Annotated in this window: 28 protein-coding genes; 10 read left to right on the forward strand and 18 right to left on the reverse strand. The window is 66.7% G+C overall.

The genetic code is table 11. From position 1 onward, the window contains the following. Nucleotides 1-35 precede the first annotated feature (35 nt). The 5 genes from OG405_RS02975 to OG405_RS02995 form a co-directional block, all read right to left on the reverse strand. Nucleotides 36-515: a DUF5994 family protein gene (locus tag OG405_RS02975; protein WP_327150101.1), complete on the reverse strand. Its 480-nt coding sequence runs from the start codon at nt 513-515 to the stop codon at nt 36-38. After that, entirely contained in the window at nt 512-1,090 is a 579-nt protein-coding gene (locus tag OG405_RS02980; RefSeq protein ID WP_327150102.1) for a DUF5994 family protein, read from the reverse strand. Before OG405_RS02980 ends, OG405_RS02975 begins: the two co-directional genes overlap by 4 nt. A gap of 157 nt (nt 1,091-1,247) precedes the next feature. Continuing rightward, nucleotides 1,248-1,706, reverse strand: coding sequence for a DUF5994 family protein (locus OG405_RS02985; RefSeq protein WP_327150103.1), 459 nt, complete (start codon nt 1,704-1,706; stop codon nt 1,248-1,250). Between the two features lie 37 nt (nt 1,707-1,743). Next, complete coding sequence (locus tag OG405_RS02990) at nt 1,744-2,751, reverse strand: glycosyltransferase (RefSeq protein ID WP_327150104.1); 1,008 nt, start codon at nt 2,749-2,751, stop codon at nt 1,744-1,746. A gap of 178 nt (nt 2,752-2,929) precedes the next feature. Further along, nucleotides 2,930-4,210, reverse strand: a complete 1,281-nt coding sequence (locus OG405_RS02995; protein WP_327150105.1) for a fatty acid desaturase family protein — start codon at nt 4,208-4,210, stop codon at nt 2,930-2,932. Nucleotides 4,211-4,619: 409 nt separating this feature from the next. Between OG405_RS02995 and OG405_RS03000 the strand changes: the two genes are divergently transcribed. Beyond that, nucleotides 4,620-5,273: a TetR/AcrR family transcriptional regulator C-terminal domain-containing protein gene (locus tag OG405_RS03000; RefSeq protein WP_327152181.1), complete on the forward strand. Its 654-nt coding sequence runs from the start codon at nt 4,620-4,622 to the stop codon at nt 5,271-5,273. Between the two features lie 14 nt (nt 5,274-5,287). Here the strand turns inward: OG405_RS03000 and OG405_RS03005 are convergent, their stop codons facing one another. Next, nucleotides 5,288-6,058: a TetR/AcrR family transcriptional regulator C-terminal domain-containing protein gene (locus OG405_RS03005; protein WP_327150106.1), complete on the reverse strand. Its 771-nt coding sequence runs from the start codon at nt 6,056-6,058 to the stop codon at nt 5,288-5,290. Between the two features lie 390 nt (nt 6,059-6,448). Here OG405_RS03005 and OG405_RS03010 point away from each other — a divergent pair, with 390 nt between their 5' ends. The 5 genes from OG405_RS03010 (at nt 6,449) to OG405_RS03030 (ending at nt 12,876) form a co-directional block, all read left to right on the forward strand. After that, nucleotides 6,449-7,441, forward strand: coding sequence for an alpha/beta hydrolase (locus OG405_RS03010; protein ID WP_327150107.1), 993 nt, complete (start codon nt 6,449-6,451; stop codon nt 7,439-7,441). Nucleotides 7,442-7,609: 168 nt separating this feature from the next. Next, nucleotides 7,610-8,983, forward strand: coding sequence for a hypothetical protein (locus OG405_RS03015; protein WP_327150108.1), 1,374 nt, complete (start codon nt 7,610-7,612; stop codon nt 8,981-8,983). Nucleotides 8,984-9,052: 69 nt separating this feature from the next. Next, entirely contained in the window at nt 9,053-10,300 is a 1,248-nt protein-coding gene (locus tag OG405_RS03020; protein WP_327150109.1) for an AAA family ATPase, read from the forward strand. Next, nucleotides 10,297-11,532, forward strand: a complete 1,236-nt coding sequence (locus tag OG405_RS03025; protein ID WP_327150110.1) for a vWA domain-containing protein — start codon at nt 10,297-10,299, stop codon at nt 11,530-11,532. The genes OG405_RS03020 and OG405_RS03025 overlap by 4 nt, the downstream gene beginning before the upstream one ends. A 261-nt stretch (nt 11,533-11,793) precedes the next feature. Further along, nucleotides 11,794-12,876, forward strand: coding sequence for a fatty acid desaturase family protein (locus OG405_RS03030; RefSeq protein WP_327150111.1), 1,083 nt, complete (start codon nt 11,794-11,796; stop codon nt 12,874-12,876). 288 nt (nt 12,877-13,164) lie between these two features. On the opposite strand, the gene OG405_RS03035 is transcribed toward OG405_RS03030, so the two are convergent. The 8 genes from OG405_RS03035 to OG405_RS03070 form a co-directional block, all read right to left on the reverse strand. Beyond that, nucleotides 13,165-14,709, reverse strand: coding sequence for an acyl-CoA carboxylase subunit beta (locus tag OG405_RS03035; RefSeq protein WP_327150112.1), 1,545 nt, complete (start codon nt 14,707-14,709; stop codon nt 13,165-13,167). 128 nt (nt 14,710-14,837) lie between these two features. Then, the gene (locus tag OG405_RS03040) at nt 14,838-16,049 is read right to left on the reverse strand and encodes an epoxide hydrolase family protein (protein ID WP_327150113.1); all 1,212 of its coding nucleotides are present in this window, start codon (nt 16,047-16,049) and stop codon (nt 14,838-14,840) included. Continuing rightward, nucleotides 16,046-16,174, reverse strand: coding sequence for a hypothetical protein (locus OG405_RS03045; protein WP_327150114.1), 129 nt, complete (start codon nt 16,172-16,174; stop codon nt 16,046-16,048). The genes OG405_RS03040 and OG405_RS03045 overlap by 4 nt, the downstream gene beginning before the upstream one ends. Before the next feature lie 127 nt (nt 16,175-16,301). Beyond that, nucleotides 16,302-16,769, reverse strand: a complete 468-nt coding sequence (locus OG405_RS03050) for an SRPBCC family protein (protein ID WP_327150115.1) — start codon at nt 16,767-16,769, stop codon at nt 16,302-16,304. Nucleotides 16,770-16,879: 110 nt separating this feature from the next. Then, nucleotides 16,880-17,431 (reverse strand): hypothetical protein, encoded by a 552-nt coding sequence (locus OG405_RS03055; RefSeq protein ID WP_327150116.1) that lies wholly within the window; start codon nt 17,429-17,431, stop codon nt 16,880-16,882. Between the two features lie 13 nt (nt 17,432-17,444). Then, entirely contained in the window at nt 17,445-18,434 is a 990-nt protein-coding gene (locus OG405_RS03060) for an MlaD family protein (protein ID WP_327150117.1), read from the reverse strand. A gap of 369 nt (nt 18,435-18,803) precedes the next feature. Then, nucleotides 18,804-19,424 carry an antibiotic biosynthesis monooxygenase gene (locus OG405_RS03065; RefSeq protein ID WP_327150118.1) on the reverse strand — a complete coding sequence of 207 codons (621 nt, stop codon included), beginning with the start codon at nt 19,422-19,424 and terminating at the stop codon, nt 18,804-18,806. 328 nt (nt 19,425-19,752) lie between these two features. Continuing rightward, nucleotides 19,753-20,046: a putative quinol monooxygenase gene (locus OG405_RS03070; RefSeq protein WP_327150119.1), complete on the reverse strand. Its 294-nt coding sequence runs from the start codon at nt 20,044-20,046 to the stop codon at nt 19,753-19,755. A gap of 318 nt (nt 20,047-20,364) precedes the next feature. On the opposite strand from OG405_RS03070, the gene OG405_RS03075 reads away from it, so the two are divergent. Further along, the gene (locus tag OG405_RS03075; protein WP_327150120.1) at nt 20,365-20,616 is read left to right on the forward strand and encodes a hypothetical protein; all 252 of its coding nucleotides are present in this window, start codon (nt 20,365-20,367) and stop codon (nt 20,614-20,616) included. 62 nt (nt 20,617-20,678) lie between these two features. Further along, a complete protein-coding gene (locus OG405_RS03080) occupies nt 20,679-21,119 on the forward strand; it encodes a DUF6069 family protein (protein WP_327150121.1) in 441 nt (146 codons plus the stop codon). A 73-nt stretch (nt 21,120-21,192) separates the two neighbouring features. Here OG405_RS03080 and OG405_RS03085 read toward each other — a convergent pair whose 3' ends face one another. Together OG405_RS03085 and OG405_RS03090 are read right to left on the reverse strand one after the other, a co-directional pair. Then, nucleotides 21,193-22,119, reverse strand: a complete 927-nt coding sequence (locus OG405_RS03085; protein ID WP_327150122.1) for a DUF5996 family protein — start codon at nt 22,117-22,119, stop codon at nt 21,193-21,195. Between the two features lie 52 nt (nt 22,120-22,171). After that, on the reverse strand, nt 22,172-22,612 hold the full coding sequence (locus OG405_RS03090; protein WP_327150123.1) for a DUF2267 domain-containing protein: 441 nt from the start codon (nt 22,610-22,612) through the stop codon (nt 22,172-22,174). Between the two features lie 230 nt (nt 22,613-22,842). Here OG405_RS03090 and OG405_RS03095 point away from each other — a divergent pair, with 230 nt between their 5' ends. Then, a complete protein-coding gene (locus OG405_RS03095) occupies nt 22,843-23,319 on the forward strand; it encodes a hypothetical protein (protein ID WP_327150124.1) in 477 nt (158 codons plus the stop codon). Between the two features lie 228 nt (nt 23,320-23,547). Continuing rightward, a complete protein-coding gene (locus OG405_RS03100) occupies nt 23,548-24,183 on the forward strand; it encodes an AAA family ATPase (RefSeq protein ID WP_327150125.1) in 636 nt (211 codons plus the stop codon). A gap of 37 nt (nt 24,184-24,220) precedes the next feature. Here the strand turns inward: OG405_RS03100 and OG405_RS03105 are convergent, their stop codons facing one another. Then, on the reverse strand, nt 24,221-24,742 hold the full coding sequence (locus OG405_RS03105; RefSeq protein ID WP_327150126.1) for a pyridoxamine 5'-phosphate oxidase family protein: 522 nt from the start codon (nt 24,740-24,742) through the stop codon (nt 24,221-24,223). 312 nt (nt 24,743-25,054) lie between these two features. After that, entirely contained in the window at nt 25,055-25,468 is a 414-nt protein-coding gene (locus OG405_RS03110; protein WP_327150127.1) for a hypothetical protein, read from the reverse strand. Between the last annotated feature and the right edge of the window lie 147 nt (nt 25,469-25,615).

Raw genomic sequence — 25,615 nt, forward strand, 5'->3', positions numbered from 1 at the left:
ATCCCGTCGCCGCCGAAAGAACGCGGGGCGGAACCTCACGCCTTCGGATGGTCCGCGGCGCCGCTCACGGCCGTGCGCATCTGTGTCTCCGCGGCGTCAGCGGGCGTGGCGGGCGGGATCACCAGTATTCGTATTCGCCGATTGTGCGCGCCGAAGACATACATCACCTCGAGCGGCTGGTCCGGAAGCGGTCCGGTGACCTCGATCCCGTCGGAAGGATCGATGCCTCGCTGAGACAGGCTCAGCCGGTTCCAGTCGAAGGCGATCCGGGTGGTCGCCCCCAAGCGCGTGGTGAGGGCGGTGATCAGGTCGTGCAATTCGGTCGTGAGATTGTCGGTCCTGGGCCACCACGCACCGTCGAGGCTCCCGGTGGGTGCGGCGGGGTCGCCGAGCACCAGTCGCGGCGTGCGGGTGGGTGCGGCGAAGGGCTGGCTGCCGTCGGCCGGGGTCCGGGGGTGGCCGTCGCCGCGCTCGGGTGCGCGACCACCGCTCGTGCCCTGCGGGTCATCTGTCATATCCGCCTACCGGAGGTTCGCGCGAGCGTGCGAAGCGGTGGCGCGCCGTGGCCACCTTCGTTGTCCCAGCGGTGGAACGCGGCGGCATCCGCGGTGCGCTCCGGGCTGTTGCCTTCGGCGGCTGACATCAGTTCTTCGGCGGTGAGTTCGTTGCCGGGCCGGGACGCGGCGGACAGCAGCGCCTGTGCGGTCGCGGCCTCGGTTTCCGCGGGGATCACCAGTAGAACGCGGCGGGTACGGTCCGAGCCCAGGAAACAGAGAGTGTGCGCGGGTAGATGCCGGTATCCGTCGAGGCGAACCGGACACCCACCGACCGTCGTACGCTTCGGTGCCGGCCCCCAAGTATCCGTGTCGTACATGATTCGATCGACTGCGCCCGCCCGTCCGCGCTGCAATGCCGCGAGACCGGCGAGCTCGGTGACCAGATCGTCGGTACGGGGCCACCAGGCACCGTCCACGATCCCGGGCCGCGGTGCCCTCGGTGTCGGCAGCCGCCGCGACGCCGGCGCCGCGCCGCTGCGGAGGGAGAAACGTGCTGGGTGCTCCAGCGGGATCTTCTTCTGTTGTAGCGTCATCGCGACGCTCCTGACCGGGACCGGGTAGCGGCCCCTATAACGATCATGACGATCTCTCGGATCTGTTCGGTACTTCCAGTACACGCTGACCCGGGCTCGATGTCAACAGTGTAGGTCTACGCCATAGGGCCCGGATATGGCCTGTCGGTCGCCGTTCTCATCCGCTTCGGCGCGCTGCAGTGCGCTGACGGGCTCTGAGCCACGTGGCGATTTCCAGTTCCGACCCACCGTCGGGATCCCTGAGCTGCCGGGCCGTGCTCACGCCGGCCTCGACGACCGGGGTGAGGAGCCGAAGGGTCAGTGTGGTGCCGGCCCCGACGATATCGAGAACGCGCGCGGGCCGACGCCGGTAACCGTCGAGCCGTATACATCGCCCGCCGCTGTCCAGCTCCCGCGGTGCGGTGGACCACTCGTCGAGGTGATAGATCACGCGCCGGACCGGACCGAATCCGGGTTGCAGCGCCCGGAACAGGAGTGCGAGTTCGACGACGAGATCACGGCTGTGCGGCCACCAGACGCCGTCGGCGTCCCCGCCCGCGGCATCCAGCTCGAGCCGCAGGCGGCGGGCCGACCACTCCGGGCGGCGAGCGCTGAATCCGTTCGGTTGTGGCGTCATGATCGACACTCCTGTCGCGCGACGTGTCGCACAGTACCTACGACTCCCGGCTCAGTCGCCGGGCCTGTTGCTGGGTGGAGAGCAGCGCGAGAGTCGCTTCAGCGCCTTGATTCTCGTTGCTCCCGGTGTGGTCCAATCCGTCGGAACAGCCGGAGCTGTCCGGGTCGAGCAGCGGGGTGCCGACATCGTTGGCGCCCCGGAACCAGGCTTCGCACAGCATGACCGCGTCCTTCCACCGGCGGTCGGCGGTGGCATCGTAGGCGCGGGCGCAGGCATCGGCCAGACATGCGACCTCGACGGGCTGCTGGTCGAAACCGGGGCGAGGTTCCCCGGTCGCCCAGCCGTCGATCGGGGTCACCGAGAGGTGATCGCCGGCCGTCTCGGTTTCGAGTAGCCAGCGCAACATCGCCAGTCCGTCCGCCTGTATTCGCTCTCTGCCGGGTAACGAGCCGACCACGAGCAACGCTTCGGCCAGTACGGCGTTGGCGTATTCCAGTCGTGACTCGGGCCACCGCCAGTCGAATCGACGGGTGGGCGCACCGATCAGTATCGCCGTATCGTCCAAATAATCACGGGCACAGTGATTTCCCGGGTGTGCGCGCAAGACCTCGGCCGCGCCCAGCGCACCGAAAGCCATCGCACGAGCAGAACGGGGTCGTTGCCGGGCAGCGACCGTGAAATGCGCCAGCGCGGTCTGCGCCAGGTCGGGCCGGTGTGCCACAACGGTGCCCAGGGCCCACAACGCGCGGCCCCAGTGATCGTCGAGGCTCGGTTCGTCCTGCCAGTGCCGGTCCGATCCGCGCCGGTTGTGACAACGTCCGTCCGGAGTGAGCGCATCGACCACGAAGTCGAAATACACCTGGATGAGGTCGAGCAGCTGTTGGGTGGGCTCGGCTTCACGAATGGCGACGACGAGGCCGCGCGCGACATCGTCCACGCAGTAGCCGTATTCGACAAGGGGTTCGGTGAGTCTCGCGTGTTCGAAGATCCCGCATTCGTCACTGAGCCGGAACAGATGCGCGTAGGAGACGGTGATCGTAGTCATATGCTCAGCCCCAGACCGCTGCACGGTGAACGAAACCGGCCCTCGTGGGTAATCGGAGGTCCGCTGGTTCGGATTTGCACATGTTCACCTTTCTTTATCCGGCCGACGTCGGCTGCGGCGCTGCCGGGAGCCGTCGGGCCGGCTGTTCGTGCCGCTGTGCGACTCGAAGTGCGTATCGCTACGAGGCCATCCGGCGCCGTCGATGCTGCCGGTCTCCGCCGCGTCGTCCGCCTGCCGCGCCGTCGGTCGGGCGGGCAGCCATCGCGCGAAGTGCCGAGCGCAGGCCCCACCGGCCGATCGGGCCACCGAGGTCGGTGTTGCCGGATTCGCTTCGGTCCCGGAATTTCCTCTCCGAGGCCGTCTCGGGTGCGTCGTCGCTGGTCGCGGTCAGGAAATGGTCCGGGAGAGCGAGTTTGTGAATGGTGCGCAGGGTCAATAGATATTGGCGCAGCAGGGGACCGGTGGTGTACGGGAGATCGTATTTGTCGCATAACGCCCGCACCCGGCGACTCATCTCGGCGTAGCGGTTGCTGGGCAGGTCCGGGAAGAGGTGGTGTTCGATCTGATAGCACAGGTTTCCGCTCAGGAATGCCAGTACCGGACCGGCGTCGAAATTGGCGGTGCCCAGCATCTGGCGCAGATACCACTCGGCCTTCGATTCTTCCTCGACCACGGTGGGAGCGAATTTCTCCGCCCCGTCGGGAAAGTGGCCGCAGAAGATCACGACATAGGCCCACAGGTTTCGTGCGGTATTGGCGGCCGCGTTCGCGGTGAGGGTGCGACGCCATCGTCGTCGGCTCAGCGCGGGGAACAGTAGATAATCCTTACCGAGCTGCCTGCCGATCTTCGTGAGGAACGCCCTGGTTTCCGCGGTCTTTCCCTCGGGGCCGGCCGCGCGGTCGCGTTCGGAATACAGGTCGTGCAGGGCGATGCCCCACTCGAACACGGCCGCCAGCAGCAGATTCTGGAGCGGCTGCAACAGCAGCCGTGGCCGCCACGGCTGGTCTCGGGTCACGCGCATCACGCCGAAGCCGATATCGTCGTCCATGCCGACCACATTGGTGAACATATGGTGGCGGAAATTGTGGGAGTAGCGCCATTGCGACGACAGCCCGACCATATCCCACTCCCAGGTGCCGGAATGGATTTCGGGGTCGTTCATCCAATCCCATTGACCGTGGCCGACGTTGTGGCCGAGTTCCATGTTCTCGATACTCTTGGCTACCGCCAATCCGGCGGTACCCAGCACCCAGCCCGCTCTGCTCCGGCTGAGTGCGATCGCCAACCGGGACGACGCGTCCAGTCCCCGCTGGAAGGCGATGGTGCGGCGGATGTAGGCCGCGTCCCGGCTGCCTCGCTGATCGACGATGTCACATCGGATCGCGTCGAGTTCGACGCCGAGGGCTTCGATATCGGTGGGGCTCAGGTGCGCGTAGGCACCGACTTCGGTGATTGCCATTGTTCATGCCCTCGAATCGCCGGGTGTCGTGCCGTGGCCTGATCGATAGCGGTCGCCGGTGCGAACATCCCGCATGCGAGAGGAATCGCTCACAGTTCGGCCGGGTTCGCTTTCGCTGCCCGAAATCGGTCGGTGATCGTGTTGTTCGCGGCCATCGAAATGGTCCCGTCTCCGAATGCGTGTCCGGTCGCGGTCGCCCGGATCGGACGACCGGTCGACACATGAATCCAGGTTATCTCCACAGACTAGACTCGAATACACCGTCTGTCTACAGTGTAGAATTACGCTGTTATCAACGATAGATGAACAGGCGGAGCGTGCGATGAACGACACGACAGCACATCCGCCCGACCGGCACCGGCCGGGCGATCGCACCGGCAACTGCGGCGCCGTTCCGCTGACTCGCCAGATGATGCTGGCCGCCGCGCTCGAGATCATCGACTGCGACAGTGTCGAACGGCTGTCGATGCGGCGTCTGGGCGACCGGCTCGGCCGCGACCCGGCGGCGCTCTACCGGCACGCCGACAACAAGGCCGCGCTCCTCGACGGCGTCACCGAATTCGTGCTCGGGCAACTGACAGTCGATGCTGCCGATCCCGACTGGCGTCATCAGTTACGGATGGTCGCCCGGGACTTCCGCAGGCTCGCCATGGCGCACCCGCATGTGGTGCCACTCCTGGTCACCCACCCGTTGGCCACCCCGCTCGGCCTGCGGCCGCCGGGCACCCTGCGCCCACTGGAACATATTCTGGATCTGCTCACCCGGGCCGACTTCAGCGGAATCGACGCGTTGCGCATCTACCGGGCACTGTTCGGATTCCTGTACGGACATGCTCTCGACGAGGTACAGGAAATCGTCGACCGCCCCGAAGAGGCCACTGACCTGCTGCGGCTCGGTCTGCACCACCTGCCGATCGGCGAGTTCCCGCTGTTGCGCGGACTCGCCTCGCAACTGGCCGCCTACGACGGCGGCACCGAGCTGGAACGTGGCCTCGACGCCCTGCTCGCCGGCCTCGACGCCACCCTCACCCCGGTCGCGCCACGGCAGCAGTTCCCGGGCTGACCCGAGACGCCCTGTCACCGAGTGGCGGGAGCGTCATCCGGTCCGGGCAGCGTGGCGTCGCCGGGAGCGGGCGCAGCGGCGGGAACCGGCCCGGGCAACGTCGCCGCGAGACCGGCCAGCAGGATATCGAGCCCGCGCTCGAGTTCCACGGCGCCGTCATAGGTCGCCAGTGCCGATGCCAATCCTCGTACCAGCGGGAACTCGCCGATCGAAAGTCGATACAAACCCAGCCGCAGCAGATCGTCGGTTTCCTCCGGGCGTTCCACGATCTCCTGCAACTCGTTGAGGACATGCCCGTACAGGAATCCGAACAGTGCCCGGTAGATGTGCAGCGCGTCGACCTCGGTGTAGCCCACACGCGTGAGCAGGGCGAGCATGTCCTCGAGTGGCCGCACCACCACCGCCGGCCGCTGTCCGAGCGGGGTCGCCAGCGGTCGGGTCACCAGGAGCGGCACCACCCGCGGATGCGCCAACGCCACCCGCCGGAACTCCCGGGCCACCCGTCGCATCTCGGCAACCCAATCCGACGCCGCGGCATCGACCGATAATTCCGCGAAGACGACCTCGGCGACACCGTCGAGGACGGCGGCCTTGTTCGGCACATGCCGGTAGATCACCATCGGATCACGGCCCACGGCCTCGGCCAGGCGTCGCATCGACAGCCCGTCGACACCGTCGCGATCGACGATCCCGAGCGCCGCGTTCAGCACCGCCGCCCGAGTTACCGGACTGTCCCGGTGACCGGCTGCGGCCTTTCTGCGATTGTTGGACGGTTCAGCTTTCACGAGGTGGCTCCGATCCCCGGATATTCAGTAGATCTACAACGTTGACACACCGGTAGGTGCCGCGTCTACCAGGGGAGCGGAACGGGGCACCGTCATGGCACCGGCGATCCGCGAGCTCGCCGACGGCGACCGGGCCGCTGTCGCCGGGATCGAGCGGCCACCGTCCGCCCGCGCCGCCGGATTCGAGGTGCCGCAAGGCATTCGCGTATCAGCGGCACACGCGATACTTCGGACTCCCTTCGGGTGCGCCCGGAGCGTCTGGATCGGCGCTCCGGTGGGCCCGAGGGTTACCGGGGTTGTCAGCGGTGGAAATACCGAGGGCGCGGAGGTCGGGTCCGGGTCGGTACCGTGCTCAGCTGGACGCGATACGAGACCGACGGTGGGTACAGGGTGCAAGTGGAGAATCGGCGGGTTGTGTCGGGGCGGCTGCGGAAGATCGGTGCGGCTGTCGCGGCGGTGACACTGCTGTCCGGGCTGTCCGGGCTGTCCGGGGCGATGGCGAATGCGGCGCCGATCGTCGCCCCCGCACTACGGGCCCCGGCCGGTGGGTACGAGAAACTCGTGGTGCCGTCGGGGATGGGCCCGATCGAAGTTCAGGTGCAGTGGGCGGCGCGTGGCGGCCGTTCGGCGCTCTACGTGCTCGACGGACTGCGCGCACCGCGCGATCACAGTCAGTGGACCACCGATACCGATGTACTGCGGCAGTTCGCCGGCGACAACGTCACGCTGGTGTTCCCCGTCGGCGGCCATTCCAGTTTCTACGCGGACTGGTATCGGCCGAGCAGTACCAACGGCCAGGTCACCCCGTACAAATGGGAAACCTTCCTCACCGAGGAATTGCCTGCCTACCTGGCGAGATATGGGGTCTCGCGGACGAACAACGCGATCGTGGGTGCCTCGATGGGCGGAGGTGCGGCCCTGACCCTGGCCGCGCACCACCGGGATCAGTTCAAGTTCGCCGGCTCCTTCTCCGGTTTCGTCAATCCGACCTTCCCGCTGTGGAACGAAGCGGTTCGCGCCGCGCTGTGGGACGAGGGCAGGTTCAATGTGGACGATATGTGGGGCCCGGCCGGTGATCCCGCCTGGCAGCGCAACGATCCGACCACGCAGGCGGAATTGCTGCGCGGTCTGCCGATGTACATCTCGGCCGGAAACGGCCTGCCCGGGTCGCCGGATGTGCCGTACGGGGTCGGCAATACGGTGAACGCGATGGCCTTGGAATCGATGGCCGCGGCAGCCGCCGGAATTTTCCGGGATCGAGTCGCGTCGCTGGGTATCCCGGCTCGTGTCGATATCGTCCCCGGCACCCACACCTGGCCCTACTGGGGGCAGGCGATCGCTACCGCCCGGCCGATGATCCTCGACGCGCTCGGTGCCCATTGACGGTGCTGCCCAGGGTCGGTCGGTTGCCGAAACCTGTTGTCTGTGAAGGTATTCGATACTTTTCGCGGGTCTCGGATGGTCGGCATCGGCGGAGAGCGATATGATCGACCCTGTGATTACTTGCTCCGAGCAAAGATCGGGGGTCCTGTCCGTACACGGTGAGTGCTGATGCGCACTCCGATTACGAACAGGGACGATTCCCGCATTTCCTTCTGGCGGCGCGTGCGTGAGTTCGCCGTGCCGCCCTCCATGATCGAAACCGCGACCGCCCGCCGCAATATCGGCGATTGGGCAGGGGCTTGTGCCGCAGCGGGTTTCGATGTCGATATCGATATCCGGTCATCGACCCGTCGGTACGGCCGAGATCTCGCAGCCGAGATCCGGGCGGATCTGAGCCATCTGGCTCCCGATCTGTTGCGCTGGCACCTGCCCAGAGTCGCTCCCGACGGGTTGCTTCGGCCGGATCTGACCATCGCGCTGGCACGATACGGATCGCCGGACGGTCGAAAGCACGGCAGCAGAACAGGTTCGGTCTATCTCGTGGCTCGAACCGCCCCCGCGTGGGCGAATACTGTTCAGCGGGTCGGCCTCGCGCTGTGGGACGGCACCGGTCCGCATCCCCGCCCGGACCGGCGATTCCGGTTCGATCTCCACCGCCACCTGTGGGACACACGACGCGCCCATGAGTTCCGGCTACGTTGCGGGGCGGATCAATTCTCGGATACCGGTGGCTCCAGACCCGAACTGCCGGAGAATCTGCCCGAAGGCTGCGCTGTCGGGCGGTGGGCGGACGAGGCTCGGATAATGCTACGGGCCGAAGGACATCACGGCGGGCCGCTGCGGGTGCGGATCGGAGCACGACGAGACCTCGTCGTCGAACTCGTCGCGGACAGCGGCGATCCGCCCACAGTGCGGATCGCCGAGTCGTATCCGCGTGGTGCGGTGTCGGCACTCCCCGTCCTACCCGATGCGGCGACCTGGACGGCGCCCGACCTGGAACTGATCCACGCCGGTGCGATCACAGCCGACCGGCTGCATCCGCTGGTCGCCGCCGCGCTGGTACCGGATCGTTCGCCGGTCGATTCGTATCGGGCTCCGCAGCGGTCGGACCGGGCGCACCTGGTGGAGTGCCGGGGCGAGCAGCACCGAATCGGTCTGGTCGGCGGTGTGCTGGTCGCGCTCGATCACGACCCGGCCGAGATCCGCCGAGAGGAACTGCTGGTCGCCCTGACCGGGACTCCGCTGCCGTGTCTGCAGGCCATCGATCGGGCTCATCGTCGGCCGGACTGTCTCGCCGGCGTTCGTGAGCGTCTCGACCACGGTGACATCGCCGGTGCGCTGGCCGTCGTCGAAGATCTGCTGGGCCCCGGCGCCGTTCTGCGCGAGGGCCCGTTGCGGAACGAGCTGGAAGCGTGCGCGCGACAGCGGATCACCTACGGACTGTTCCGGGCAGGGCTGTCCGGGGCCGCGCCCATCCGCAACAAAACCGACCAGCGACCCGGCGATCGCCGAGCGCATCCACGCCACGCCTCCGCACGCTGAACAACAGCCCACTCCCTCGGCGCAACCCCGCCGCCGTTCGATTCCTCACGACCCAAAGGTGATTCACATATGCCCGCTTACCTCCAGAGCGCTCCTGTCTCGGATCGAGCTCACCTCTCCCAACTCGATATCGCCGGCGACCTGCTGACCCTGCTGAACGATTCGACCACCGAAGTGCGTACCGACGACCAACTGGAGGCCTTGACGCTCGCGGTGGCCGCCGACCTGCCGGTGCTCCTGTGGGGCGAACCGGGAATCGGAAAAACGGCGGCCCTCACTCAGCTCGCCGAATCCCTGGATCTTCCGCTGACCACGGTGATCGCGAGTGTGCACGAGCCGTCCGACTTCTCCGGCCTGCCCATCATCGGCGACGACCCCGCGCAACACGGTGTGCCGATGGCGCCGCCGGACTGGGCGGTGCGGCTGGTGCGGGCCGGCCAGGGCCTGCTGTTCCTGGACGAACTGTCGACGGCACCGCCCGCCGTACAGGCCGCCCTGCTCCGCCTCGTCCTCGAACGACGAATCGGCGCATTGCGACTACCGCCCGATGTCCGGATCGTGGCCGCGGCCAACCCACGTTCCTCGGCGGCCGACGGCTGGGAGCTGAGCCCACCGCTGGCCAACCGGTTTGTACATCTGCAATGGATCCACGACCACGAGGTCGTCGTGCGCGGCCTCGGCGGTATCTGGCCGCGCGCGACTATGCCCCGACTCGAGCCGGAGAAGTTCGCCGACGCGGTGATGTTCGCGCGCCGCGCGGTATGCGGGCTTCTCGCGGCCCGCCCCAACCTCGTACATCAGATCCCCAGCAGCGAAACACGCCGGGGCGGTGCTTGGCCGTCCCCACGCAGCTGGGATATGACATTGCGGCTGATCGCGTTCGCCACCGCGGCCGGCGCATCCCAGGAGGTGCTCTCCCTGCTGGTCCGCGGCACTGTGGGAGACGGCCCCGGGTTCGAACTGCTGAGCAGTATCGACCGCATGGACCTCCCGGACCCCGAAACACTCCTGGCCGACCCCTCCGCCGTCGACCTGCCCGAACGCGGTGATCTGCGTCAAGCGGTGCTCGACGGGGTGGTGGCGGCCGTCCGGCGGCGTCCGGAGAAATCCCGCTGGGACGCGGCGTGGGCGGTACTCGTCAAGGCGGCGGAAACGGGCCCGCCGGACCTGGTGGTCGTGCCCGCGACCACGCTCGCCACCTTGCGGGGCGACAATTGGGAGGTACCGGCGTCGATCGAACAACTCGCCGGCGTGGTCGCGGTATCCCAGGGGGCGGACCGCGGCGCGGCCCGCGTCGCCGCGCAGACCGGCCGATGACCGACGCCCCGGAGCTCGACTCCGGCAAACTCTTCGCCGCCCGCCTGCAGGCGGCCCGGGCCCGGCCCTATCTGGCGACGGCCCTCTACGCGCTGCATATCGTCGAGTCGCGACGCGTACCGACGATGGGCGTGGACAAGTACTGGCGGTGTTATGTTTCGCCCGCCTTCGTGGATTGCACGCCGGTGGAGGAGCTGGCCTCGGTGCTGGTGCACGAGGTGTCGCATCTGCTGCGCGACCATCACGGTCGCAGCGACCGATTCGCCCGCCGGCACGACCTGACCGGCCCGGCGGAAAGACTGCGGATGAACATCGCTGCCGATGCCGAGATCAACGACGACGCCTTCGGCGACGGGCTGGTCCGGCCCGAAGGCGCGGTTTTGCCGAAGACTCTGGGGTTGTCCGCCGGCGAGCTCATGGAGGACTATCTGCGGCAATTCCGGCTCGGGAACTTCCCGGATGATCTGGCCTGGCTCGACTGCGGTAGCGGCGCGGACGGGCTGGACCGAGAATGGGAGCTGGGGCCCGACGGCGCGGACGGTCTCACCGAACAGGAACGCGCCGGGGTCCGCTTCCGGGTGGCGCAGGGGATCGTCGGCCGTCCGGGGAACGCGCCCGAAGGGTGGCGCCGCTGGGCCGAGGAGGCGTTGCACCCGCCGCAGCCGTGGCGGGACCTGCTGGGTGCTGCTCTCCGCTCGGCGGCCTCCGCGCCCGGAGCAGGTCAGGACTACACCTACGGCCGGCCGGCGCGCCGCTCGGCCGGGGTGCCCGGCGCCGTGCTGCCCAGCCTGCGGCGCGCGCCACCCCGGGTCAGCGTGATCATCGATACCTCGGGCTCGGTCAGCGACGCCGAACTGGGAAGCGCGCTACTCGAGGTGGCGGCCATCTCCCGTGCGGTGGGCGGTCGCCGCGATCTCGTCACCGTGCTGTCGTGCGATGCCGCGGCACAGGTGGTGCATCCGTTGTGCCGGGCGGAGGGGATACCTCTGGTGGGCGGGGGAGGTACGGATCTGCGCACCGGGTTCGCCAGAGCGCTTCGCAGCAGACCCGCCCCCGATGTGCTCGTGGTACTGACCGACGGTCAGACTCCCTGGCCGAGTAGCCGCCCCGGGTGCCGGACCGTGGTCGGGCTGTTCCGCCGGAAGATCTCGTGGAGCGAACACGATCCCGAGTACGTTCGGAGTGGGCCACCGGAGTGGGCGCGGGTGGTCGATATCGGGACATCGGCCTGACGGGCCGGCCGGAACAGTCCGGGAGGGAGTTCCCGGAGTCAGGGGCGCGTCGATGTGGATACCACACCACAGCGCGATCTCTCGTCATACCAGGGGATTACCCGGGACGAGAATCCGGCCGATAGCGTCTCCTACATAGAATTCGTCGTCCGGTCCCTACGCGCCGAACGGTATCCGCCGGATAAGATCTCCGATCGATATCGGCCGGTCGGCAACCCGAGCGTGTGGGGGCAGGCCCCGACTCAACACTCAGGAAGAGCTATGACGACACCGGCATTGATCCCCGACTCACCTCCACGTTCACGGCGGCGCAGCGGCGCCGACGGTGATTACGCCCGTCTGCTGCGCCGGATCTCCGACGCCGGATTGATGGAGCGGCGGCCCGCCTATTACAGCGTCCGGCTCAGCCTGGTCGGGCTTGCGTTCGTGGCAGGCTGGGCGGCGTTCGTCCTGGTCGGCGACTCATGGTGGACGCTCGCGGTCGCGGCGGTCATGGCCGTTGTGTTCGCCCAGGTCGCACTTGTCATGCACGATGTCGCGCACCGCCAGGTGTTCCGGCTGCGGCGGCCCACGGCGATCGTGGGCCGGGTCGTCGGCAACGCCGGTATCGGCCTGGCCTACGGCTGGTGGCAGGACAAACACACCCGGCATCACGCCAACCCGAACCACGAGGAGCTCGATCCCGATGTCGCGCCCGATATTCTGCTCTGGTCCCAACGGCAGGCCCGGGCCAGCCGTGGTCTGGCTCGTCTCCTCGGGCGGGCGCAGGCGTTCCTCTTCTTCCCGCTACTGCTGCTGGAGGGCCTGAACCTCCATGTAGCGGGTGTACGGGCACTCGGCAATCGGTCGGTGAAGCATCGCCTACTCGAAGGCGCGCTGCTCTTCGGTCACTTCGCCGCCTACCTGGCCGCGGTTTTCGCGGTTCTGCCCGCCGACAAGGGTTTCGCGTTCCTCGCTGTCCATCAGGCCTTGTTCGGCCTGTACATGGGCTGCACCTTCGCACCGAACCACAAGGGCATGCCGACCCTGACCGGCGACGACCGTCCGGACTATCTACGCCGGCAGGTACTGACCTCCCGCAACGTCCGGGGTGGCGTGTTGACCGATATCGCCCTCGGCGGGCTCAACTATCAGATCGAGCACCATCTGTTCCCGAGCATGCCGACGCCGAATCTGCGTCACGCCCAGGTGATTGTCCGCGATTACTGTGCCGAAATCGGCGTGCCCTACCACGAGACCGGGTTGATCTCCTCGTACCGCGAGGCGCTGGGGCATCTGCACCGTGTCGGGGCGCCCCTCCGCGGCGGCGACCGGAAACCGGCCGCGCCGGGGCTGGATCAGTAGTAGCTACTGGAGAGCATGGTCAGGATGTTCAGAAAAATGATGTACTTCAGGAAGCTGGGCATATCGATCTTTCTCAGTTGTCGGAATCGATCATCGAACGGTGTCCACGCATGGATCGCCCCTCGATTTCCGTGACGCACCCCTGAACGCGTGCGCTGCTCCGTGTTTCGGTCGTAGGTGCCGCTTCGTTACATTGCTCGTACCCGATATCGGACGCCGCGCGCCCGGCGTCGACGAACATTCCGAGCCGGCACCGGCACTGCCTATCCGGTGCCGCCGGAACCTGTTTCACAGCGGCAGCAGGTGATGCTTACGCGGGTAGCGGATGACCTTCTTGTCGCGAAGCAGGCTCAAGGCACGCCGGAGTTCCAGGCGGGTGGCCGACGGCTCGATCACACTGTCGATGTAGCCGCGCTCGGCCGCGATCCAGGGGGTCGCGACGGTCGCGTTGTAGAAGTTGATCATCTGCCGGCGAAGTTCGTCGCGCTGATCCTCGGGGGTGGCATCGAGCACCTTTCGCTGGGTCAGGCCGACGGCGCTTTCCGCGCCCATGACCGCGATACGGGCGGTGGGCCAGGCCAGGTAGATATCGCAGCCGAGGGCCTTGGCGCCCATAACGGCCCACCCGCCGCCGTAGGCTTTGCGGATCACCACGGTCACCTTGGGGACGGTGGCTTCCACATAGGCGAACAGGAACCGGCCGCCTCGTTTGATGACGCCGACTTTCTCCTGTTCCACGCCGGGAAGGAAGCCGGGGGTATCGACCACCAGCACCAGCGGGATCTCGAAGGCGTTGCAGATATGGATGAAATGCGCTGCCTTGTCACTGGCTTTGGCGTCGAGCGCACCCGCCAGCACAGTGGGCTGGTTGGCGACCACACCCACCGGCTTGCCGTCGACACGGGCGAAACCGGTGATCAGATTCTTGGTGGCCGCCGCGCCGATCTCGTGGAACTCGCCGTCGTCGAAGATCCGCAGCAGTACGTCGTGCATATCGTAAACCGCGTTGTCCGAGTCGGGGACGAGCGTGTTCAGCGTCAGATCGGATTCGGTGACCTGCGGCTCCAGCCCGGGGTTCACGACCGGCGGCAGCTCGACGGCACTCGACGGCAGGTAGCTCAGGTAGTTGCGGACCCACGCGAAGGCGGCCGCCTCGTCCTTTGCGACATGGTGGATATTGCCGTAGCCGGCCTGGTTGTAGGCCCCGCCCAACTCCTCCATGTCCACCTTTTCACCGATGGCGTCCTCGATGATCTTGGGACCGGTGACGAACATATGCGCGCTCTCGGTGGCCACCACGACATCGGTACAGATCGGCTGGTAAACCGCCCCGGCCGCGCAGTTGCCCAGAATGAGCGAAACCATCGGCACCGCACCCGAGAGCGGTTCCATCATGGTCGCCAGCTCGCCGTACCAGCGCAGCGATGTCACGGCCTCCTGGACACGCGCGCCACCGGAGTCGTTGATACCGATCAGCGGGCAGCCCATCTTCCCCGCCAGTTCCATGATCGCCGCGACCTTGCGGCCGAACATCTCGCCGATGGTGCCGCCGTACACCGTCTGATCATGGGAGAACACAGCGACCGGTCGTCCGTCGACCAGACCGCGCCCGGTCACCACGCCGTCCCCGTACAGGGCGTCCTTGTCGGCGGGGTTGCGCACGAGCGCGCCGAGTTCGACGAAGGTGCCCGGGTCCAGCAGCATATCGATACGGTCGCGGGCGGACGGTATGCCCTTACGTGCTCGTTTGGCGGCGCCCGCCTCGCCGGCCGGTTCATGCGCGATCTCCAGCTTCTTACGCAGGTCGGCGAGTTTTTCGGCGGTAGAACTCATCTATAACTTCCAGTTTTGGTCAGCAGGAATACCGCACCGTGTTCGGGGGCGGTAGCCACCGTACCCGGAGGCCGCGTGGTCTGGGTTTGTGAGCTCTCACCGGCTGTGAGACGGGGCCGGTCTCCGGTTCACCGGTCGCCGAAGAAGGCGCGGATGTCGCCGACGAGGAGAGCGGGCTGCTCCAGCGCGAGGTAGGCGCCGGCTTTGTCGATCTCGGTCCATCGGGCCACCGTGGTGTCCCGTTCGGCGAACCGCCGGACGGTGACGTCGCCGGCCGCGACGACGAACGCGGTCGGCACCGTCACCTGCGGCTTGGGCGCCCAGGCTGCCGGGTCGTGGGCCAGGTCGTGGTAGCTCTGCGCGATCGAGCCCGATGTGCCGGTGAACCATTGGACGCTGACATCGGTGAGCATCTGGTCCTTGGAGATCGCTCGTTCGGGCAGGTCGGCCTGCGGGTCACTCCACTCCTTGAACTTCTCTACCACCCAGGCGAGCAAGCCGATGGGTGAGTCGTTGAGACCGTGCGCGATCGTCTGCGGTCTGGTCGACATGATGATGTTGAAGCCGATCCCGTCCCGCATGAATGTGTCGATCGCCGCCATCCGCCGCTGTTCGTCCTCGGTGAGCCCGTCGACGTTCTCGTCCGGCATCGCGACATAGGCGTTGACGTGCAGGCCGATCAGCCGGTCCGGCACCTGTCGGCCCAGCTCGAGGGACAGGTTCGCGCCGCCACCACCGCCGTGGGCGCCGAACCGCTCATAGCCCAGCCGTGTCATCAACTCGGCGAATACCGATGCGGTCCGCGGCACGGTCCACCCGGTATCGGCCAGCGGGGTGGAGAACCCGAAACCGGGCATGAACGGGATCACCAGGTGGAAGTCTCGCGAGAGCGGCTCGATCACATCGAGCAAACCCATTGCGCCGCCGGGATTGTCGTGCAGCAGCAACAGGGCCTTCGCTGCCGGGCGCTCACTGCGGATGTGCTTGAAGTGGATCCGCTGACCGTCGATCTCGGTGGTGAACTGCGGCCACCGGTTCAGTTCCGCCTCGGCCTCGCGCCAATCGAATTCGTCCCGCCAGTAGTCGGCCAGCTCGCGCAGGTAATCCACCGGTACCCCGCGGCTCCAGTTCGTGCCCGGGAGGGCGGGTGTCCAGCGTGCCCGGGTCAGTCGCTCGCGCAGGTCGTCCACATCCGGCTGCGGAATGTCGACAACGAAGGGGTCGATGGTGGTCATGAGATCTCCTTTGGAACGGAATGCTTCCTTCTGTTTTAAGCATAGCGGAATGTTCCGTTCCGTTTCAAGTCGAGCGGCGGCCCGGCGGTACTCGCCGTCGCTCACCAGCGCCGGGTCTCCCGGATGAGCAGCCAGACCAGGTATCCGCCACCGAGACAGACGGTGACGGCGCCGACCGGGAGATCGACCTCCGGAATCGCGTGCTGCGCCAGCAGATCCGCCACCGACATGAGCACCGCGGACGGCGGTGAGCACGCTACCGCCCCGGCGGCCGCACTCGAGGCAGCTGTCTCGGCAGGTCACCGCTCGTCGAGGCCCGCCTGATCGCGGGGCTCATCGAGGGCGGTCGTCGATCGGCTAATCCTTCTCGACGGTCCTGGCGAGGATACCGAGGGTGGCCCGCAGTCCCGCTTCGGGAATGAGCGGGAAGATGTCCATTTCACGATATTGCGGTGCGATCCGACTCCAGTCGTAATACGACGTCACCAGGGTGCCGATCTCGCTGGGCTCCAAGCGGTAACCGTAGAGATGTTCGACCGGCGGGTCGGAGACGCCGACGACCGTCCATTCGAGGTGAGCGTTCTCCTCGAATGCGGTGATGAGCACCGTGACGTCGTATCGTCCCATCGGAAAGTCGTTGAGCGATTCACGGTCCATGTGGACGATGAACTCGTCCCCGACCCCGGTGACGGGCCCGCCCTCCGCCGACCGCAGCATGCCCGAACTGTCGATCGCCACGTGCCCGGCGGGCGAGCGCAACAATGCGAAGATCTCGGCCGGTGTTGCCGCGATCTGACGCCGGACGTCGAATCGTTCCTCACTCATGGGATCCACCATTGCACAGTTGTGCTGCGGCCCAAGACATCCGGTTGCCAGACCTGAGAAATCTCTCGACCGGGACACGAGCTTCGGTGACCGCCGCGCCAGGGGACGGCTCAGCGCCGGCGATAGTCGGCGACAAGCCATTCATCGCCGACGCGCTGCACATTCACGGTGACCAAGGTGGAGGCGGCGACCGGTTCCGGGTGCCGAACATTGCGGGTCTGCTGGTTCGCGAAGACCGTGACGATGAAGTTGTCGCCGTCGAGGGCGTCGATCGCGGTGCTCACGACCTCGCCCTGCGCGACGACCTCGGCCTCGGTCATGACCTTCGTGAGGGTGTCGCCGACGGTGTCGTAGCGATGGGACAACCCGGCGGTAGTTCCTTGCCGGACACCGGCGAAGAAGGCGTCGAGACTGCGGAAGTCGTAGGTCAACGAGCGTTCGGTGTAGTCCGCCGCGACTGCGGCCGCACGGTCGCGATCGGCGATGCGGCCGCGCAGGTCGTCCAACTCGGTTTCGGCGGAATGCCAGCGCCAGCCGAGGAGTACCACCAGGGCGGCGGACGCCGCCGCGGCGAGCCCCCACGCCGAGATGGTGGCCCACGAACCGGACGCGCGTTGCTCGTCGGGCATCCGCTCTCCGCCACGCTGCTGTGTATCGCTCACTTCTGGGTGACCTTCATCGACATACCGCCCGATCCTGCGTTCCGGCCAGGCCCCCTGGGGCGAACGGCCAGGTCGGGCAGGTGGTAGCGGATACCGTGCTTCCCGCAGGATGATCCGAGTCCAACCCGTCGATCAGTTCCGGCTTCAGCGACAGGACTTCCACGAGCTGATCGGGGCGGGAAGCGAGCAACTGCAACTGCTCGTGCAGCGACGGGTGATCGCCTTCGATGCGAGATTCCGGTTCAGCGAGAAGTCCGCCCTCGATCGTCGAATCCTCCGCGAACAGCGACTCCACCAGTTTGCCGGCGTTGCCGAACAGCTCGATGAGGCCGGCTATCCGCTCGATCAGCACGGCGACCTGTTCGACCGTGCCGCCGATCTCGGCGGCGATCTTTCCCAGATTGTGGATCAGCACCGCGACGGCCGCGTGTTCGTTCGTCGCATTCTGCAGTAGGTCGCCCAGACCCGTCAGGATCGGTCCGATACCCGCGTTGTCACCCTGCAGGACACGAATCACATTCTGCGCCAACCGACCCAGCTCCTCGACGTCGAGCGCCGTGAACAGGGGTCGGAACCCGTCGAACAGCCGCGAGACGTCGAAACCCGGCCCGGTCCGCTCGCGCGGAATCGTCGCCCCGGCGGCAAGCGGGGACCCTCCGGGCCGGGACTCGAACAGTTCCAGGTAGTACTGCCCGAGCAGGCTCTGATATCGGACCGCGGCGTGGGTGGTATCCAGGACCGATCGGCCACGGTCGATGGAGAATTCCAACTGCGCCGTGGTGTCGTCGGCGATATCGATCGCGGTGACGGTTCCGATCCGGGCCCCGGCCAGCTGCACACCGCTACCGGCGGTCAGCCCGGAAACATCGGCGAAGACCGCCGTGTATTCGGCGTCAGCGCTGTCGACCGGTTCACGCACTCGGGTCATGACGAGGCTCAGGCAACACAGTGCGACGACACCGAAGACGGACAACCCGATCGCGGGGCCACGCACTGATGACATCGGTCTCCTTCCGGGGCGTCGGCCGACCGTGCGACGAGCGGCGGGTGCCGGCGACGAGTTCGAGCTGTGATCGCACGGCCGGTCGACGGCCGGGAGGCGCCGCGACGACGAGGCGATCCTCCGGTTCCGGTAGCCGGTGACAGACAGGGCGACCGAACCCTATGGCATGCCCGGCGGGAGACACAGGTCCAGAATCATGGCGAGCATTTCTCGGCGCGGCGAGATCGGTTGCTGCCCAACGGTCTGGCGAGGATGCCGAGGGTAGCCCGCAGCCTCCCAGCATCGCGAACAGCCACTCACGTTCGGATCCGGTGGCGGTGCGCGGTACCGGTGAAGGCATTGTCGGGTGCTCGCCCGAGATCGATTCGATCAGGCCATTTCCGGAACCCGGAGATGAGCGAGCGCCAGTTCGAACTCCCGCACATCGAGGGCCTCGACACCGGTCCGGCGGGCGGCATCGACCCGCAGCGAAGCCGACTGCTCACGGCCGGCTCGCATCGCCTCGGCGCTGTCATAGCTGGTGCACGATACGGCGCGGCCGGACTTCCGGTTGATCATCAGGCTCGCACTGCAGAACCCCTCCAAGTCCTCCATGGCGGGCAGGGTGGCGGCCTTGTAGATCTCGACAGCCGAATCGAGACGGCTCGGATCGGTTTTGACCCACGTCGCCCGCACGCATGCTCCTTCATCCGCGTGATGAGCCCTGTGCAGACCGGCGATCTCCCATTCCTCGATCTGTGCGCTGCCACCGAACGTCGTCATTGCGCGGTCACGAAGCAGCCCGACCTGTTCCATATTGTCGTTCATCGCGTCCTCGGACTCCCAGGCACTGGTGGCGATGCAGTGCCCGTTGTCCCGGTCGACCAGCAGCGACAGCCCGATACACCCGGGGATCTCCCGTAATGCGGGCAGAACGACATCTCGCATATGCGCAATCCCGGCATCGATAGCTGAGGGGCGCGCCTGAATGGTGGTAGATCGCGCGAACACGATCCACCCCCTCTCTGCTCGAGGCGGCGCCCCGGTGGCGCCACCGGTCCCTTCACACTGCTCCCCCCTCGTCGCGGTGGCAAGAGGGCTGATCGCCCGCCCCGGACATCGGCCCGGTCTGCCGGGCTCGGAGTCACGGAGGCGCCGGCGATCTGGGTCGCGTACTCCACGGCCTATGGCGCGCTGCTCGAGAAGTCGAGGATGCGTCCCGGCGCACATCAGCAGGAGGCCGGATACCAGCACGATCAACGCGACGCCGGACGCGCGTTCGAGTATCGGCAGGGCTCGGGTGAATCTGTCCCTCGGCGCACTCATTCTGAACCGAGTTCTACGTGACCTCGGTGAACTGCCGCACCTGCAACGGCTCGGCCAAGATATCGTCCATGGCTGCGATACACGCTGTCAGGTGCGGTGTTTCGAAATGGGAGATCAGGGCCGCTCGGTCGGCCCATTCCTCGATCAGCACTGCGCGGGTCGGGTCGGCGGGGTGGAAGAAGAGTTCGTAGCCGACGCATCCCGCCTCGGCGAGGGTCGGCTCGATCATTGCCAACAGGACCTCACGCATTTCTTCCCCGCGGCCGGGCTGCGCAGTGAACCGGACGTTGAGTACCAGTGTGGACATCGAAACCGATTCCCTCCCGGCCGAAGTAGCTGCCGTATCGCCTAACGGGTTTCCGGCCACATTACACACGGCGGCGTCGGCCGAAGTGTCGTGTCGGGGATAGTTGGCGAAGTTCGGGCCTCTTCGGCGAAGCAACCCCGAATGCGGTTGGTCTGTAGCAGAATTGGCGGCCGTGACGTCGGTGCCGACGTCGCTCGGTGGTGGAGCGGCGGACCTCGAAGGGTTCGAGTTGGCGTATGTGACCTCGGCTGGTGGCCAGGCCGGGCTGGCGCTGTCGGATGCCTGGTTGCTACGGCTGGAGGCGGCACACCGAACCCGGTGGTGGTGGCGAACCTGCGGTGGCTGTCGGGCTATCGGCATCCGCGCCACCGGGTCGATGATGTCGTCGATCGATTGCGCGCCGTGTTCTGCGATCCGGTCGGGTTGATGGATGACGCGGAGGCCGCGGGCGATCCGATGCCGGTGCTGCCGGTGCTGCCGGTGCTGCCGGTGCTGCCGGTGGTGTCCGGCGGAGCGGGCCGGAATCCTGTGCTGAGTGATCTGCGGCACGTCTCGACCTCATCGGATTGACCTCAATAATTGTTTAGGTTTCAGGATGGTTTCACACGAACTGCACAACTCAGGAGATCATCATGAGCACCGCGACCACTCTCTCCGGCACCGCCGTCCGCATCCCCGCACTGAATCGTCCTGTCGCCGTCTTCGGTGCGATCGGCGCCGCTCTCCTGGCCAATCTCGTCGTCTGGCTGATCGGCGCGGCCGCCGGCGGCACATTCGAAACGGCCGATGCGGGCCAGGCGCAGAGTGTCGCTCCCGGCGGAATCATCATGATGACCGTGGTCCCGATGCTGATCGGTCTCGGCGCGGCCGCGCTGCTGTCCTACAGGTGGATCGGTGTGCTGCGCGTCGCCGCGGTGACCGGTTCGGCGCTCGCCGTCGCGACCATCGGCGGGACGGTGGGTGCCGACTTCGACACCGCGTCCACGGTCGCGCTGTCGATCACCCACCTGACGCTGGTCCCCGCCATAGTCGTGGCCACCGAGGGACTGCGCCGCAAGCTGATCGAAGGGTGACGTGTAAGGGTGACGTGTACTGACGAGAAGGGTCCGCATCCACGAGGATGTGGGCCCTTCTCTCGTGGTGGCGTCACCGCATCCGCGGCGCGAACGCGTTCAGGTGTTCGCGGTCCCAGCCCGCGGCGTCGGCGGCGGCATCGTAGGTGGATCGGAGGAACTCCAGCACGGTGGCTTCGGGCTCGTCGGCGGTGCGCACCGCTTCATAGGGAAGCAGGAACTCATGGATGGAGGCGTCGTAGTAGCCGGCCTGCGGCCGGATCGGTGTCTGCGCGTATCCATCGGGCTCGGGATAGGCGTAGGCGTAGAAACTGCCCTCGGCCGAGCCGCCGGGCCAGAAACCGGTACTGGCCAGTTCGTGTGAATAGCCTTCGACCATGACCCAGTCGGCGCAGTTCGGGGCCCCACCCGGATGTGGTGGGGCGCTGCGCCCGGAGAAGCGGGTATAGGCCAGGTCCATCGCGCCCCAGAAGAAGTGCACGGGGCTGGCCTTGCCGACGAACTCCCCGCGGAACCGGTTCAGGACGCGATCGGCGGCCACCAACTGGCGCCAGAAGGTATTGGCGTGGTCCCGGTCGTAGGCGGCATGCGTGGTGTCCTCGGCGAACGGAATCGCGCGTTCCACCTCCACCGGCCGGGCCAGGATCGTGATGTCGATACCCAGCGCGCGCAGGGCGGCCATCACTTCCTCGTAGAACGCGGCCACGGTCTTGGGCTCCAGATTGATCCGATGCCGCGCGCCGGTGCAGGACCGGATGTGTAGCTGGTGGTCGATGAAGTCGAATTCGATATCGAAGATCCCGCGGTCGTAGGGGATCGCCGAGGTGGTCAATCCGCGTGCGGAGACATAAAGGGTCACCTGCCACCAGTGATTGACCATCGGGGCGCGGGCCAGGCGGAGTTTGCCGACTATCTGCGTCCACATGTGCAGTGTGTCGCGGGTATCGGTCCAGTCGTCCACCCGTAGCGCCGGCCAGACTTCGTTCGATGTGGTGCGCATATCCGTCCCTTCGGCTCGGTGAACCCGGGGGCTCGGGGCGGGCGGCGGTGCGTCAGGCCTCGGCCATCGGCCGCGCACCGCGCAACACGACGCCGAGGCGATCCGGGAACACGGCGAACACGTGATTCAGCTGACCGGGCGACATCATCCGGTCCAGCGCGGAAGTGACGCAGCCGGCGGTGAACGCCACATCACCCGCCGAGATTCCGGCGCGCTCCGCGAACTCGTCGACGAACTGCGCGACGCCGTGGTTTCCCGGTACCCGGCTCGGCACCCATCCCTCGTACCAGATGCCGCGCAGGAAATCGGGTAGTTGGGCGGTGAGATGCGCGGAATTGGGCACGCTTATCCGGTCCCGGACGGTGTGCATCCACGCGCGCAGCGCACGTAGCGCGAAGGTGAGATCTTCGGTACCCAGTGCGTCGGCGACGGCCCGCAGCCAGGTGTGTGCGGTGTGCATGCCGGCGGCAAGGGGATCATGGTGATGCGTCATTGGTGCACCTGCCTTCCAGGTGGCCGGTCCGATACGCGGGGTCGGTACCGCAATTCTACGGCGTTACCGGCGAGAACAGCAGGTCCGATTCCTGTCTCCACAGCGCTCCGGGAGATCGATCCCGAGACGGAGCGAAATGTAATACATACGAGGCAGTGCACGATCATCCGTGCATGACGATCGCACGAAAATTGGCTACCACAGCAGCTACCGGACTCGTTGGTGCAGCGATGGCCGTGACTGCGCCGGGCGTCGCGGGCGCCGCCGATCCCTGCCAGCTCGGGGCGTCCAATGTCGGACCCCGTACCTGCGCCATGACAGAGGTCCGGACGGCCCCGGCCTGGACGCTGGGCAACGGTATCTGCGTCGGCATGCTGAGTGCCGCCGGAGTCGCCTACGACGGCCCCCTGGGCCAGTACCACGCCTTTCCCGGGACTGCCCATTCCATAGAACTGCGGATCACGCAGGGCTTCTCCCCGCTGGGCAATTTCGCGCCGACGGTCCTGGCCTGTGATGTCACAGCGATCGTGGACTGGCGGAACCTCGACACCGGCCGGAGTGGTTCGGTGAGCCATTTCATTCCCGCGGGCAACACGAGTTCCCGGCCGTCCTACCTGCACGTGGACTCGGGCCCGGGGCGGGTCGCGCTCACGGTGCGCACCGACCGTCCGGGTGTTCCGGCAACGGCCGAGGTGTTCGTACCCTGACCCCGTCGCGGGACGGAAAACGCCGGTATCGTGCGCCGACGCGTCGTCGGGGTATACGGCCAGCCGGGCTTGCGATCGGCGACCGGCAGGGTCGAGTCGCCGATTCGCAGCTACGATCTTGCCCACATGCCTTATCCAGGCTGGATCGTTCGGAGGAGTTGCGCCACGAAGGATGTTCGAGCTCGGCCGGCTGTGTCACAAGACTTCGGTGTGGATAGGTTTGTGATCATGCTGCTCTGGATCAACGGTCCCTTCGGCGGAGGAAAGACACAAACCGCGTTCGAGCTACACCGCCGGCTTCCCGGCAGTGTCGTGTGCGATCCGGAGATGGTGGGATACGGGCTGCACCGGATGATGCCGCCGAAGCTCCGGACCGACTTCCAGCGCTATCCGAGCTGGCGGCAAGGCGTGGTCGAGGTACTGGACCATGTGCTGCGCGAGCACGAGGGCGTGGTGATCGCCCCGATGACCGTCGCCGACCTCCGATACTTCGACGAGACGGTCGGCCGGTTGCGCGAATCCGGCCACGACGTGCGTCATTTCGCGTTGCTGGCCCGCCGGGAGACGGTTCTGGATCGTTTGCGCGATCGTGGGCTCGGCTTCGCTCCCATTCTGCGAGCGGTCGGTCAGGGCGATCTGCGGCTGCGTGCGGAACAGTTCGCGGTGGACAGGCTGGACTTCTGCCTCGAACAGCTGAGCAAACCCGAGTTCGCCGAACATATCTGGACCGACACGACTCCGGTGGCGGCGGTAGCCGACCGAATCGCCGACACGGCCGGCGTGACATTGACGCCCGACACCGACGGCCGGATACGAGGCAGGCTTCGCCGCATGGCCGTCACAGTCCGCGGTGTCCGTTTGTGAGTGGAGGCGCCCGAGATCGCTCACCCCGTCGGTATGTTCACCGGCTCGGCCACGTGTAGCGAGTCTGGCTGGACGTCGGCAACTTGCCGAACGCGAAACCGATGCTGGGCGCGACTCGATACAGCCTGACGTCGCCGGCAATGACCGCCTCGCCCAACCGATACCAGGTCCCCGCGGGATCGGTCAGATGCGTTCCGTACTTCCGCTCGAAGTCCGCGACGGCCAGTACACGCTCGGAGCGCTCACCCACGACGGACGCAACCCCCTCGATAACGACATCGACACCGGTCAAGGCGTTCGTACCGGTCGTCAGCACACAGTACGGATTGTGTTCGAGGTTGAGCGCCTTACGTTCCTGACCGCCGGTGGTGAAGCACATGCCACCCAGACTCCACGCCGCCAACAACGGCGTCACGTGCGGTCGCCCGTCCGGGCGCACCGTGGAAAGCCAGAACACCTCCGCCGTCCCGATGACGGCCGACGCCGACGCCCACGGCGTCGCCCGCGCGTCCGGAGACGAGAACGGTCCCAGTACAACATCCGGTTCACTGTCCGACATGTCACATCCTTCAGCAGATTTTCGGGAGCTTTCGGGGGCTTTCGGGGGCTACTGATGGATGACGTCCGCTCGACGGGAAACTCATCGGTCAGCGCGGGCACCAGCTGCCACCGGCACGCCGATCCCGAGCGATTCTCGGCAAGCGTCGGTGAATGATTCTGGGGGCAGCGCTGCGGCTGCGTACCGGGCCTGTATCGGAACGGCGAGTCGTGGACCACCGACCCGAGGTCTGCACCGGCGAAAGGACGCCGCAGAACGTGCCCGGCCCGGCACCGACGATCATCCGAAAGCCCCGTTGTTCGGCGCCCGTACCTACGCGAAGAAACAGTCTTCGCCCGGCCGCCAGCACATCCAATGCCCGTCGGTGAAACCGGACAACATCGCGATCTCTGGTCCTATAAGCTCATCGAGTGCCGGATTCACTACGACGCTCCCGCTGTCGAGCTCGATCCTGAGGCCGACCCCGGTGGCTTCCTCCGTACGCACCACGGTTCCCGAGATCAGCGAACGCAGTGCCTCCGCGTATCCGGGAAACCCGTCCGTGAACGATCGGCCCGAGGTCACCACGGTCGGCATGACGTCGCAATTGAGGATAGGTGTGTCCTGCGTCGGGCCGTCGAAGTGCAACTGGACGTAGTCGATGACGAACTGTACGGAGTAGAGGCGGAACCCGACCAACCGCCCGAGCAATTCGTTGGGTTCATACCCGGGACTCTCACCAGCCATGCCGTCATACTGCAGTACTCGGCTTCGACGTCCACCCATCGGCAGACGAGGGCGGGGCGTCAGCGCCCAGCGCGTGGCGGGAACAAGCGTCACCGACCGGGGGTCTCGGTCCCAGGGACATTCGACGATATCTCGTGTGGCGTCGCG

This window comes from Nocardia sp. NBC_01329 (genome assembly GCF_035956715.1).
GTDB lineage: Bacteria > Actinomycetota > Actinomycetes > Mycobacteriales > Mycobacteriaceae > Nocardia.

Excerpts from the sequence above, each read along its gene's own strand:
- OG405_RS02975 (WP_327150101.1), bottom strand. The coding sequence starts at position 515 with ATGACAGATGACCCGCAGGGCACGAGCGGTGGTCGCGCACCCGAGCGC.
- OG405_RS02980 (WP_327150102.1), bottom strand. The coding sequence starts at position 1,090 with ATGACGCTACAACAGAAGAAGATCCCGCTGGAGCACCCAGCACGTTTC.
- OG405_RS02985 (WP_327150103.1), bottom strand. The coding sequence starts at position 1,706 with ATGACGCCACAACCGAACGGATTCAGCGCTCGCCGCCCGGAGTGGTCG.
- OG405_RS02990 (WP_327150104.1), bottom strand. The coding sequence starts at position 2,751 with ATGACTACGATCACCGTCTCCTACGCGCATCTGTTCCGGCTCAGTGAC.
- OG405_RS02995 (WP_327150105.1), bottom strand. The coding sequence starts at position 4,210 with ATGGCAATCACCGAAGTCGGTGCCTACGCGCACCTGAGCCCCACCGAT.
- OG405_RS03000 (WP_327152181.1), top strand. The coding sequence starts at position 4,620 with ATGATGCTGGCCGCCGCGCTCGAGATCATCGACTGCGACAGTGTCGAA.
- OG405_RS03015 (WP_327150108.1), top strand. The coding sequence starts at position 7,610 with ATGCGCACTCCGATTACGAACAGGGACGATTCCCGCATTTCCTTCTGG.
- OG405_RS03020 (WP_327150109.1), top strand. The coding sequence starts at position 9,053 with ATGCCCGCTTACCTCCAGAGCGCTCCTGTCTCGGATCGAGCTCACCTC.
- OG405_RS03025 (WP_327150110.1), top strand. The coding sequence starts at position 10,297 with ATGACCGACGCCCCGGAGCTCGACTCCGGCAAACTCTTCGCCGCCCGC.
- OG405_RS03030 (WP_327150111.1), top strand. The coding sequence starts at position 11,794 with ATGACGACACCGGCATTGATCCCCGACTCACCTCCACGTTCACGGCGG.
- OG405_RS03035 (WP_327150112.1), bottom strand. The coding sequence starts at position 14,709 with ATGAGTTCTACCGCCGAAAAACTCGCCGACCTGCGTAAGAAGCTGGAG.
- OG405_RS03045 (WP_327150114.1), bottom strand. The coding sequence starts at position 16,174 with ATGTCGGTGGCGGATCTGCTGGCGCAGCACGCGATTCCGGAGGTCGAT.
- OG405_RS03050 (WP_327150115.1), bottom strand. The coding sequence starts at position 16,769 with ATGAGTGAGGAACGATTCGACGTCCGGCGTCAGATCGCGGCAACACCG.
- OG405_RS03060 (WP_327150117.1), bottom strand. The coding sequence starts at position 18,434 with ATGTCATCAGTGCGTGGCCCCGCGATCGGGTTGTCCGTCTTCGGTGTC.
- OG405_RS03070 (WP_327150119.1), bottom strand. The coding sequence starts at position 20,046 with ATGTCCACACTGGTACTCAACGTCCGGTTCACTGCGCAGCCCGGCCGC.
- OG405_RS03080 (WP_327150121.1), top strand. The coding sequence starts at position 20,679 with ATGAGCACCGCGACCACTCTCTCCGGCACCGCCGTCCGCATCCCCGCA.
- OG405_RS03085 (WP_327150122.1), bottom strand. The coding sequence starts at position 22,119 with ATGCGCACCACATCGAACGAAGTCTGGCCGGCGCTACGGGTGGACGAC.
- OG405_RS03090 (WP_327150123.1), bottom strand. The coding sequence starts at position 22,612 with ATGACGCATCACCATGATCCCCTTGCCGCCGGCATGCACACCGCACAC.
- OG405_RS03095 (WP_327150124.1), top strand. The coding sequence starts at position 22,843 with ATGGCCGTGACTGCGCCGGGCGTCGCGGGCGCCGCCGATCCCTGCCAG.
- OG405_RS03100 (WP_327150125.1), top strand. The coding sequence starts at position 23,548 with ATGCTGCTCTGGATCAACGGTCCCTTCGGCGGAGGAAAGACACAAACC.
- OG405_RS03105 (WP_327150126.1), bottom strand. The coding sequence starts at position 24,742 with ATGTCGGACAGTGAACCGGATGTTGTACTGGGACCGTTCTCGTCTCCG.
- OG405_RS03110 (WP_327150127.1), bottom strand. The coding sequence starts at position 25,468 with ATGGCTGGTGAGAGTCCCGGGTATGAACCCAACGAATTGCTCGGGCGG.